9 protein-coding genes and 1 pseudogene are annotated in these 10,598 nt (G+C 46.6%); 9 read left to right on the top strand and 1 reads right to left on the bottom strand.

From position 1 onward, the window contains the following. The 4 genes and pseudogenes from J0895_RS01475 to J0895_RS01490 form a co-directional block, all read left to right on the top strand. Nucleotides 1-479: pseudogene (locus J0895_RS01475) on the top strand (hypothetical protein); the annotation flags it as partial. A gap of 107 nt (nucleotides 480-586) precedes the next feature. Then, nucleotides 587-1,108, top strand: coding sequence for a hypothetical protein (locus J0895_RS01480; protein WP_207086375.1), 522 nt, complete (start codon nucleotides 587-589; stop codon nucleotides 1,106-1,108). 119 nt (nucleotides 1,109-1,227) lie between these two features. Continuing rightward, on the top strand, nucleotides 1,228-1,680 hold the full coding sequence (locus tag J0895_RS01485; RefSeq protein ID WP_207086376.1) for a DUF6932 family protein: 453 nt from the start codon (nucleotides 1,228-1,230) through the stop codon (nucleotides 1,678-1,680). Beyond that, on the top strand, nucleotides 1,677-2,174 hold the full coding sequence (locus J0895_RS01490) for a helix-turn-helix domain-containing protein (protein ID WP_207086377.1): 498 nt from the start codon (nucleotides 1,677-1,679) through the stop codon (nucleotides 2,172-2,174). Before J0895_RS01485 ends, J0895_RS01490 begins: the two co-directional genes overlap by 4 nt. Nucleotides 2,175-2,314: 140 nt before the next feature. On the opposite strand, the gene J0895_RS01495 is transcribed toward J0895_RS01490, so the two are convergent. After that, a complete protein-coding gene (locus tag J0895_RS01495; protein WP_207086378.1) occupies nucleotides 2,315-4,006 on the bottom strand; it encodes an ABC-F family ATP-binding cassette domain-containing protein in 1,692 nt (563 codons plus the stop codon). 216 nt (nucleotides 4,007-4,222) lie between these two features. Here J0895_RS01495 and J0895_RS01500 point away from each other — a divergent pair, with 216 nt between their 5' ends. From J0895_RS01500 to rpsB, 5 genes are all read left to right on the top strand, one after another. Next, nucleotides 4,223-5,485, top strand: a complete 1,263-nt coding sequence (locus tag J0895_RS01500; RefSeq protein ID WP_207086379.1) for a glycoside hydrolase family 10-like protein — start codon at nucleotides 4,223-4,225, stop codon at nucleotides 5,483-5,485. A gap of 132 nt (nucleotides 5,486-5,617) precedes the next feature. Then, entirely contained in the window at nucleotides 5,618-6,937 is a 1,320-nt protein-coding gene (locus J0895_RS01505) for a glycoside hydrolase family 10-like protein (RefSeq protein WP_242540975.1), read from the top strand. Further along, a complete protein-coding gene (locus tag J0895_RS01510; RefSeq protein ID WP_207086380.1) occupies nucleotides 6,892-7,524 on the top strand; it encodes a hypothetical protein in 633 nt (210 codons plus the stop codon). Before J0895_RS01505 ends, J0895_RS01510 begins: the two co-directional genes overlap by 46 nt. 936 nt (nucleotides 7,525-8,460) lie before the next feature. Beyond that, nucleotides 8,461-9,405: a glycosyltransferase gene (locus J0895_RS01515; RefSeq protein ID WP_207086381.1), complete on the top strand. Its 945-nt coding sequence runs from the start codon at nucleotides 8,461-8,463 to the stop codon at nucleotides 9,403-9,405. A 606-nt stretch (nucleotides 9,406-10,011) separates the two neighbouring features. Further along, on the top strand, nucleotides 10,012-10,598 hold a 587-nt coding region (gene rpsB, locus J0895_RS01520), incomplete at its 3' end, for a 30S ribosomal protein S2 (RefSeq protein WP_207086382.1).

Consider the following 10,598-nt stretch of genomic DNA (forward strand, 5'->3'; position numbering starts at 1 on the left):
ATAAATTGTTGTCCCCAGGGTTTAAAACCCCCTATCCCTTTGCCACCGCCTACTCATTATTTTCCCAAACCCTCGAAGAAGAAGTTAATGCACCCATTGAGTGGTCATTAGAACCCTATTATGACGTTCCGGTGAAGAAATGGAGAACAGCAACCAGACTGTTAAAAGAGCAATTTGAGAACTTGAACGAAGATGGCAGCTATCAGGAACTGAAAGGATCGCAAGAGATGCAACTCAAAAATCAGCTTGTTTATAACAAAGTGACCTTTTCCTGGTTAGGGTTTACCCTGTTTGTCTGCCAATTTGTCGCGCTCAAAAATCCAGGAATTCGGCAGCAATTCACCGCCTTTCATCGCGCCCTTGCCGAATATTGCAAGATAGGTATCCGTGCCAGTCGCTCAGTGCGCGGATTTGCTTGGCACAAGGGAGAGCGAGTACCGAGTACCCAATATGGGGGAGCATATCGTAAATCGGGCTAAAAATCAAGGGTTTTTAACAAAAGTTCACATCAGGTCAAAAAAAATCATCCTCCCCGAGAACCCCTTTACGGTGAACCTATCAACTTTGGTGTTCTCGGAGGATGATTGTGAGATTAAATTTATGGAAATCCATTGGCGTTTTTTCAAGTTTGGGATTCCTGTTTGTTGCCGGTATCATGAGTGCGAATGCCCGAGATTTAGGGATTAAACCCTTGCCGAAACAGCAGTCGGTACAAATCAGTCAAAACAATTTAGGTCCTGTGAGTGGACAATGGACTCTTGCCATTGAAGTGACTGCACATACGGACTTAAATGTGAGTACCGAACCCAATTACTGGATGCTCACTTCCCTGGAACAAAGCGGGATAGAATTATCGGGGCGAATTCTTAATGTGAATCAAAATGCTTGTTCAGATGCGGAAATCTTGGGGAAGGTTGAGGGAAATCGAGTCAGTTGGATAATGTATTATACGGGGTCTTGTTGTAAAGATGGCATGATGAAATTTGAGGGGGTGATGGTTTCACCAACTACGATTGAAGGGACTTTAGTTCCAGTGGGGAGTTCACCTCAAAATTGTACGTTATGGTCGGCGAATGTGGTGGCAACTCAAGGGCATTATTATAAATGAGGGGTGGGGATTTTAACCACTGATTTCACGGATTTTCACGGATTAGGGATTGTCACAGGGGGTGGGCGATCGCCTCCTTGATGGTATGCTCATGGCTGAATGATTGATGTTAGAATTAGATGACAATTCCCTCATTTGATGAAAATGGCAATCTGCCGCCTGGAGTGCATTGGGCAACCTGGGACGAATTTAAGCAGCGATTTGGCGCAACCCTGCGCCGATCGCGAATGATAGAGGGACTGAAGCAGGCAATGGAGGCATTAAAAGCCTCGGGTTGCCGCACGATTTATGTGAATGGTAGCTTTGTCACAGACAAGCTAAACCCAGGAGATTTTGATGCCTGTTGGGATTCTGCAACTGTTGATTTTCGACTTTTGAGAATGATTGCCCCCACGTTACTCGATATGAACGACAAACGGAGGGGGCAAAAAACTCAATATGGGGGAGAGTTTTTTCAATCAGACTGGATAGTAGATGAGGCGGGTAAAACTGCTTTAGACTTATTTCAAACCGATAAACAGCAACAGCGTAAAGGAATTATTGCGATAGATTTACAGAGGTGGGAACCATGATTTTGAATGATTTTGAGTACCATAATACTCTCGAACGGATAGCAGGGTTTAAAGGTGCTTTGGCAGTCTTGAATGCACCGGATAATGAATTGAAGAAAACTGATGCGATGCGCTGGCAATTAAATGTAGATGGGGTGCAAAGTTTATTAGAAGATTTTTCGGAACAGGTGAAGGAGTATGAAAGTCTCCAAAATCATCAGCCGACGCAGCCTTTGATGTTAAATTGTGATGATATTCTGCATTTACCTCGGATTTTGATTAAAGCACGGATTGCCGCTCATCTTTCACCTCAAGAATTGGCGGATAGGGTGGGAATGACGCCCGGGCAAATTCAAGAGTTTGAAAAGCAGGATTATCAAACGGCTACTTTTGCTGAAATCCTCCAAGTGTTTTGTGCTTTAGAGGTGCAGTTAAAACAAGGTGAGTTTTTGGTTGGGGTGGAGAAAATTGGGCCAGTACATCCGGAAATTCGGGCTTTTAATTACGGATTTTAACCACTGATTTCACGGATTTTCACTGAGGAAGATTTCGCGGAGGATGGGGGATTTTAGCCCGCGCAGGCCTGTGCTGAGCACCGTCGAAGTGCCTGCTTTGTTTGTGTAGCCCCACCCTTTAGGGTGCGGGTGGGAACACACTACTTTTTGGCGGCAGCTTTGGATTGTTTTGCGGCTTTTTTGGAGGCTTTTTCTGCGGCTATTTTGGATTGGTGTTTTTGTTCTTTTTCTTCGGCTATTTTATCGAGGTAGTAGTGATAGTCGCCGAGGTAGGGTCGGAATTCGCCGTCGCGGATTTCGACTATTTTGTTGGCGACTTTGGAGATGAAATAACGGTCGTGGGAGACGATGATGACGGTGCCATCGTAGTTTTGCAGGGCTTCTTCTAGCATCTCCTTGGCAGGAATGTCTAGATGGTTTGTGGGTTCGTCTAAAAGCAGGAGGTTTGCGGGACGCAAGAGCATTTTAGCTAAGGCGAGACGGGCTTTTTCTCCTCCACTGAGGGCTTCTACGGGTTTGAATACGGTGTCTCCACTGAAGAGAAATCGTCCTAGTAAGGTGCGAACTTCTTCGTTTTTCCACTCGGGTACTTCGTCATGAATGGTGTCCATGACGCTTTTGGTGAGTTCTAAGGCTTCGGCTTGATTTTGTTCAAAATAGCCGGGAATGACGTTATGTTGTCCGAGTTGGATGCTGCCTTCGTTGGCTTTTTCCATTCCCATAATCATTCGCAGTATGGTGGATTTGCCGCAACCGTTGGGTCCTAAGAAGGCGATACGATCGCCCCGTTCGACAAACAAATCACTGCCTAAAAATAGGATTTTGTCGTCGTAAGTATGGACTAAGTTTTTGATGTCTACGACTTCTCGTCCACTGCGGGGGGCTGGGGGAAATTGGAAGCGCAGGGTTTTTAAAGTGCCTTCGGGGGCTTCGATGCGTTCGATTTTGTCGAGTTGTTTTTCCCGGCTTTTGGCTTGGGTACTGCGGGTGGCACTGGCACGGAAGCGCTCAACGAAGACTTGCTGTTTTTCTAGTTCTTTCTGTTGGCGTTCGTAGGCACTCAGTTGGGCGTCGCGGTTGAAGGCTTTTTGCTCTAAATACGAGGAATAGTTGCCGAGGTAGGTGCTGGAGACGCCCCGTTCGGTTTCGACGATTTGGGTGCAGAGGCGATCGAGAAATTCCCGGTCATGGGAGACAATCACCATTGGGGTGATTAATCCCTTGAGGTAGGTTTCCAACCACTCGATGGTTTCTAGGTCTAGGTGGTTTGTCGGTTCATCCAGCAGCAATAAGTCAGGACTTTGTAACAAGATTTTGCCTAAGCTCATCCGCATCTGCCAGCCGCCGCTAAAGGCGCTGACGAGGCGATCGCCATCTTCGGGGAGGAATCCCATTTCGGGCAGGATTTTCTCGATTTGCGCTTCTAGAGTATAACCATCTAAGGCTTCAAATTTGCGGTGCAGTTTGTCGAGTTTGTGAATGAGTTTGTCCAGTTCTGTCTCGGAAGCGGTTTGCATGGCGTGTTGGACGTCCAACAAGTCATGCTGAACTTGGTTTGCTTCTTTAAATACTGTCCAAAATTCTTCCCGGACGGTGCAAGTGGGGTCTACCTCGAATTCTTGGGTGAGGTAGGCGATGTGTAGATTTGTCGGACGGATAATTTCTCCGGCAGTGGGTTCGATTTCCCCGGCAACGATTTTGAGTTGGGTAGATTTTCCGGCCCCGTTGACGCCGACTAAACCAATGCGATCGCCCGGTTTGACTTCCCAGTTAATATCTTTGAGAACTTCGCCAGTCGGGTAAATTTTACTAATATGTTCGAGTCGTAGCATCAAATATCTCCAAGGCAGATGGAACAAAGGCAAGTTCAGCGACGGATCCGGAAAAACAGACGCGATCGGGGCATCTGGGGGCCGCACTATCCGTCCGGTGTTGACTGTGTTGGGTTAATCTTAACAAAAATTAACGACTAGAGATCACTGTTAGATGGGAGTTTTCATAAAGTTTGACAGGGTAGGTCCAAATCAACGGTTAAGTGTGGCTACGAAATGAACCGCAAAGTTCGCAGATGCTTAAATGTCGCCTTGGGTTTACTGATTGCGATCGCCTGGTCGATGGGTTTTATCCCCACTATTGCTACATCTGAAACTCCAGCGCCCGAAGAAATTCGTGGGGTCTGGTTGACGAATGTGGGGAGTGATGTCTTGTTTGTGCCTGGGGCGGTTCATCACGCCTTGCAGGAACTCTCTGACCTTAATTTTAATACAGTTTATCCCGTGGTTTGGAATCGAGGACAAACTTTTTATCCGAGTGTCGCCTCAAAACAGGTCACTGGGCGATCGCAGGATTGGTTACTCTCCCTGATGCGGGGCAGTACCGATGTCCTCGGGGAAATTATCGCCGATGGGCAGTCTTTGGGTTTGCGAGTGGTTCCCTGGTTTGAATATGGGTTCATGGCACCGGCAAACTCAGAATTAGTCAAGCGCCATCCAGACTGGGTAACCCGACATCAGGATAACAGCGAGAATCTCCGAGAGGAAGAATTAGCGCCAATTTTTATCGAAAATCCCTTAACGATTCAGCAGGTTTGGTTAAATCCCCTGCATCCGGAGGTTCAAAATTTTCTCCTCCGGTTAATTGTGGAAGTTGTGGCTAATTATCCCATTAATTCTATTCAATTTGATGATAATTTTGGCTTGCCGGTTGAGTTGGGATATGACCCTTACACTATCGCCCTCTATCAAGCCGAACATTGGGGAGATTCTCCCCCAACTAATCCCTATAATGCTCAATGGGTACGCTGGCGGGCTGACAAGATTAATGATTTCATGGAACGCATCTACCAAGCGGTGCAATTTGTCAATCCCGATTGTTCGATTTCCTTGGCAGCCAATTCTCAAAGTTTTGCCTATCGTCACTATTTGCAAGATTGGTTAACCTGGGTGGAATCGGGATGGATTGATGAGTTATTTTTACAGGTTTATCATGCAGAATTGAGTCGATTTGAAACAGAGTTAGATATTTCCACGGTTTGGTATGCCCGGAATTTAACTCGGGTGGGAGTGGGGATTTTAACGGGAACTATGAAACGCCCGATTTCTTTTGCAGAGATAGAAGATCGGGTTAAAGTTGCGCGCGATCGCCAATTTGCTGGATTTGCCTTTTTCTATTGGGAAAGTTTGTGGGGAAAGGTGGCATCGGAATCTCCAGAACAGCGGCGCAATAGTTTTCAAGCCTTATTTTCAGAACCGGCTATTTCCCCCGTCCCCGTGCGATCGCAAACCCATAAAAGAGACAATTCTCAAATTTAAACCTCTGGGTTGCGGAAATAGTAACCCAAATCTCGTCTTTCACTCGACCTAATTTAAAATTTTTAATATTGTTATATTATGATGATAAGATTAACCCGTGGCTAATCTTAAAATCGGTTATCCTTGAGCCTGATGCGTGAACAAACTTGGATCCGATGGGCATACGGAGTAATACTAGGTGTACTAATTTCCTGGTTTCTATTTCCTTCCTTGTCCTTAGAAGCAACTAAACCCCAAACTCCTGCCTCCACAGAAATTAGAGGCGTGTGGTTAACCAATGTTGCCAGTGGCGTACTCTTTACCCCCTGGGGAGTGCATCTGGCAATGTACCAACTTGCCGAACAAAATTTTAATACCATTTACCCAGTCGTCTGGAATCGAGGCAACACCTTTTATGAAAGTGCCGTTGCTAAACGAGAAACCGGAAGGTCTCAAGCACCCTTCTTGCGCCTGTTTCATTTAGGTGCAGATGTCCTGGATGAACTCATTAAATTAGGCGATCGCCATGAAATCCGAGTCATTCCTTGGTTTGAATATGGATTCATGACCCCCCGCAACTCCAACTTAGCTAAATTGCACCCCCAATGGTTAAGTGAAACCCAACAAGGTCAAAAAACTCAAACCGAAATTCCCGATGAACTCAATCCCGCTGATATCCCCAACCCTCCCGCTTCCAAAGAAAACTGGCAACAATTTCTCGTCCCTGAAAATGTTTGGCTAAACCCCTTACATCCTGATGTCCAAGACTTCATTCTTGACTTAATTGTAGAATTAGTCAGCCACTACAATATCGATGGCATCCAACTCGATGACCATTTCGGAATGCCTGTCGAATCTGGCTATGACGGTTTTACCGTCAAACTTTATCACCAAGAACATCAAGGTTCACCTCCCCCAGATAACCCCTTTGATGCCGACTGGATGCGCTGGCGTGCAGATAAAATCTCCACCTTTATGGAAACCCTTTATAAAGCCATTAAATCCGTCAATCCCGATTGCATTGTCTCCCTCTCTCCCAACTCCCAAGACTTTGCCTATCGTAAATATCTCCAAGATTGGGGAACCTGGGTAGAACGCGGTTGGGTGGATGAACTGCTAGTTCAGGTCTATCGCAATGATTTAAACGTCTTTAAAACCGAGTTAGCCCAACCGGCAATCCAGACAGCGCAACAGAAGATTCCCGTCGGCATCGGCATCCTCACCGGCACCCTAGTCCGGTCAGTCCCCATCCAACAAATCCAGGAACAGGTCCAAGTTGTGCGCGATCGCCGCCTAAATGGGGTATCCTTTTTCTATATGGGAAACCCTCTGGAGCTATCTCACCCCAGAGTCACCCCCAGAACGTCGCAAAGCATTCCGGGACCTCTTTTCTCAACCCACTCCCTAGGCGTTCCCGGTCTCCATTCATGTCGTCCAATCTCCCTATCCTTCAACAGCTTAACCGTCCTCTGACTCCTCAGATTTCTATCCGGTTTGGATGGATTTTTTGGGTTCAATGGGTGTTAGCCACAGGGCTAGGTTTTTTGCTCAGTTTGCTGTTTGTAGAAATAGGCGTCAGACCCCATATCGGAACCCTTTCCGGGGCATTCGGCAGCAGTTTCATTGCGATCGCCCAATGGTTCGTCCTTCGGCAACGCCTCTCCCAAATTTCCTGGTGGATTATTGCCACCATCGCCGCTTGGGTCCTGATTGGCAGTAGCAGTCTCGGTGCATTAGGCTGGATTGCACCCCGTACCGAACTCATTACCATCCGCCTCCTCTATGGCTTCATCGATGGAACAATCGTCGGCATTGTCCAAGGCTTAGGACAATGGTTTGTCCTGAATCGCTACTTCCCCAACGCCGCCTGGTGGTTACCCATCTCCTCCCTCAGTTGGGCACTCGCCTTACCCTCCGGATGGGCAGTTGGCGGCATCCTCCGTTCTATCACCGGCCTATTTTTTGCCGAAGTCATCGGTTTAACCGTCACCTGGCTGGCGATCGCCGCCCTCTCCGGTTTTGGTTTCCTCCGCCTCCTCCATCACAATGGCATTCAATAGAAGCAACAACCTCCCCATAACAACCCCAGTCGTTCTCTTATCTATGTTCGTAGTAACGACTTCAGTCGTTCTCCCCTCTTAGTTCGTAGTAACGACTTCAGTCGTTTCCTCAAACCTCAATCCCACCCGCAAAAACAAACCCTTAGACAGTCAAAGCAGAAATCCCACATCCTCACCCTTGATATTATTGTCAATCTGCAATATCCCCATCCTCCTCACCCCAGAAAAAGTTAATCCCCCTACCCTTGATATTGTTGTTAACATACAATCGCAAATCTCAAAGTCGTAATATATCGACCAAATAACTGGGTTGACTTCAAAAACCCGTCCATTTTTCAGTCTTGATATTGTTGTTAACATACAATCGCAAATCTCAAAGTCGTAATATATCGGCCAAATAACTGGGTTGACTTCAAAAACCCGTCCATTTTTCAGTCTTAATATTGTTGTTAACATACAATCGCAAATCTCAAAGTCGTAACTAATTGCCGCCCCAAAATCCTCCAATATATAAACAAAACAAGGTAAAAACTTGGCTTATCATTAAACATTCAAATAGAAAAAACTAAATTCCCCTAAAAATTGCCAAAATTCATCCACGCAGTGACAAGGGTTGTAGGCTATAATTAGGGAGGAACCCAAGGGCTTACTGTGTCTAATTTCAGGAAGACACATCTCGCAACAGCCGAAACCCTAGAAACCTCGTTATCCGATCGCCTCCACACGCAAAAATTCCACTCCCTGCCATCACCCTTCTTGCACAAGTTTTTCCAGCACTCCAAATCGCCCTATTGACAAAACCGCTGAACTATGATATGTGCAACCCTATCAAGATAGTGACGGTCCTTTCCAGGGAAGAGATAACCCTCTAAAATAGAGGAGATTGGCGCATAGTCGCGATCGCCCGAGTCGAGACTTGTTGTTTGAGGGGAAACTGTGTTTTTTAGCATCATTATTCCAACCTATAATCGCCGACCGATTTTAGAGAAATGCCTCCGAGCATTAGAAGGGCAAAAACTCAGCAGAGACAGTCAAATTAGCGGCTATGAAGTCATCGTCATCGATGATGGTTCCACCGATGGAACCTTAGAATGGTTAGCCGAAAATCGGGAAGACTTTCCCCATGTGCGGTGGATGGAACAAGTGCATCAAGGACCGGCAACAGCCAGAAACCGAGGGATAGAAACAGCCCAAGGGGAGATAATTATTTTCATCGATAGCGATTTAGTAGTAACCGAGAATTTCATCCAAGCTCATCGGGATGGGTTGAGGGAGGGAGAGGAAAAAATAGGAAGCGATCGCCTGTTTACTTATGGTCATGTAATTAATACCTGTAACTTCGAGAATCCTACGGCAGAACCCTATAAAATCACTGATTTTTCGGCAGCTTATTTTGCCACAGGTAACGTGGCGATCGCCCGAAAATGGTTGGAAAAAGTGGGAGGATTTGACCCTTCCTTTTCCCTGTATGGGTGGGAAGACTTAGAATTGGGAGTGCGACTGAAAAAATTAGACTTAAAATTGATAAAATGTCCCCAAGCTGCGGGATATCATTGGCATCCGCCCTTTACTTTAGATGATTTGCCTCGGGCGATTAACCGAGAAATTGAACGAGGAAAAATGGGAGTAGTTTTTTACAAAAAACATCCGACTTTGGAAGTACGGATGATGATTCAGATGACTGTATTGCATCGAGTCTTATGGGGAATCCTGTCTCTGGGAGGGACATTGAACGAACGGACAATGGCAGGATTTTTACAATGGTTGATAGACCAAGGAAAATCACAGTTTGCCTTAGAAGTGGCCCGAATTTTCTTGAATTGGTACAATGTCAAAGCAGTTTATGCGGCAGCGAATGGAGAGGGGAAAGGTAAGGGATGAAGAGGCGATCGGCTCTTTCATATTACCGGGATTATTGTGTTGCCTCATCATAGATATAGCAGTTTCTTTATCAGTGGTGGAATGCCCTCACCCCCAACCCCTCTCCCAAAGGGGGAGAGGGGAGCTTAAGATGTCATAAATTATTTAGGATTGCTATAGAAAAGCCGATAAAATCTAGGATAAATAACAGAACAAATAGACTCTACGGTGACAGATATAACCAGTCTTGCAGCAGTTTGACACCTCACCCCCGTCCCCTCTCCCAAAGGGGTCGAAGGGGGTTGGGGGCCGCCGACGTCCATTCGCAAAATCATTTAGAACCGCTATAGAAGGAGAGCAACCGAGGGAGCTCCAGACTGAGTGGGGGCCTCTAAGCCGTGAAACCCCGGAGCAGTAAGGGGCAGGAATAGGGAGACCGAGGCGGAATAGGTCCCAGAGACAGATTCAGGGTGAAGGATAAAAATAAAAGCGTTAGAAGTAATGCAATCGTGTTATTCTAGTAAAGTTGTCTAATCTCGCACATCCGGGGTTTCGGGTGTTTCTAAGGCGCGATCGCGACCTAGAAATCCGCTCGGATGGAAGATTAACCCGAATCAGGAGAAAAAAATGGGAGTAGTTTCGCTGGCTCAACTGTTAGAGTCAGGGGTTCACTTTGGGCATCAGACCCGACGCTGGAACCCCAAAATGTCGCCGTATATCTTTACCGAACGCAACGGCGTTCACATCATTGACCTAGTGCAGACAGCACAGTTAATGGAAGAAGCCTACGACTATATGAGATCAGCCTCAGAGCGTGGGGAAAAAGTCTTATTTGTCGGAACCAAGCGCCAAGCGGCTGGAATTATTGCGCAAGAAGCCTCGCGCTGTGGGGCTTACTACGTCAACCAACGGTGGTTGGGTGGAATGCTGACCAATTGGACGACCATCAAAACCCGCGCCGATCGCCTCAAAGAACTAGAACGGATGGAAGACACCGGCGCAATGGATCGGCGTCCAAAAAAAGAAGCATCCATGTTGCGGCGAGAACTGAGCAAGCTGCAAAAATATCTAGGCGGCATCAAAAACATGAGAAAGATCCCCGACATCGTAGTGATCGTGGATCAACGCCGAGAATATAACGCAGTCCAGGAATGTCAGAAACTAGATATTCCCATCGTGTCCCTGTTGGATACCAACTGCGACCCCGATTTTAC

The sequence above is a fragment of the Phormidium pseudopriestleyi FRX01 genome (assembly GCF_017313335.1).
Taxonomy (GTDB): Bacteria; Cyanobacteriota; Cyanobacteriia; order Cyanobacteriales; family Laspinemataceae; genus Laspinema; species Laspinema pseudopriestleyi.

What these genes read in the sequence shown, in the direction of transcription:
- J0895_RS01485 (WP_207086376.1), top strand. Translation starts at nt 1,228, where the DNA reads ATGACAATTCCCTCATTTGATGAAAATGGCAATCTGCCGCCTGGAGTG.
- J0895_RS01490 (WP_207086377.1), top strand. Translation starts at nt 1,677, where the DNA reads ATGATTTTGAATGATTTTGAGTACCATAATACTCTCGAACGGATAGCA.
- J0895_RS01495 (WP_207086378.1), bottom strand. Translation starts at nt 4,006, where the DNA reads ATGCTACGACTCGAACATATTAGTAAAATTTACCCGACTGGCGAAGTT.
- J0895_RS01500 (WP_207086379.1), top strand. Translation starts at nt 4,223, where the DNA reads ATGAACCGCAAAGTTCGCAGATGCTTAAATGTCGCCTTGGGTTTACTG.
- J0895_RS01505 (WP_242540975.1), top strand. Translation starts at nt 5,618, where the DNA reads ATGCGTGAACAAACTTGGATCCGATGGGCATACGGAGTAATACTAGGT.
- J0895_RS01510 (WP_207086380.1), top strand. Translation starts at nt 6,892, where the DNA reads ATGTCGTCCAATCTCCCTATCCTTCAACAGCTTAACCGTCCTCTGACT.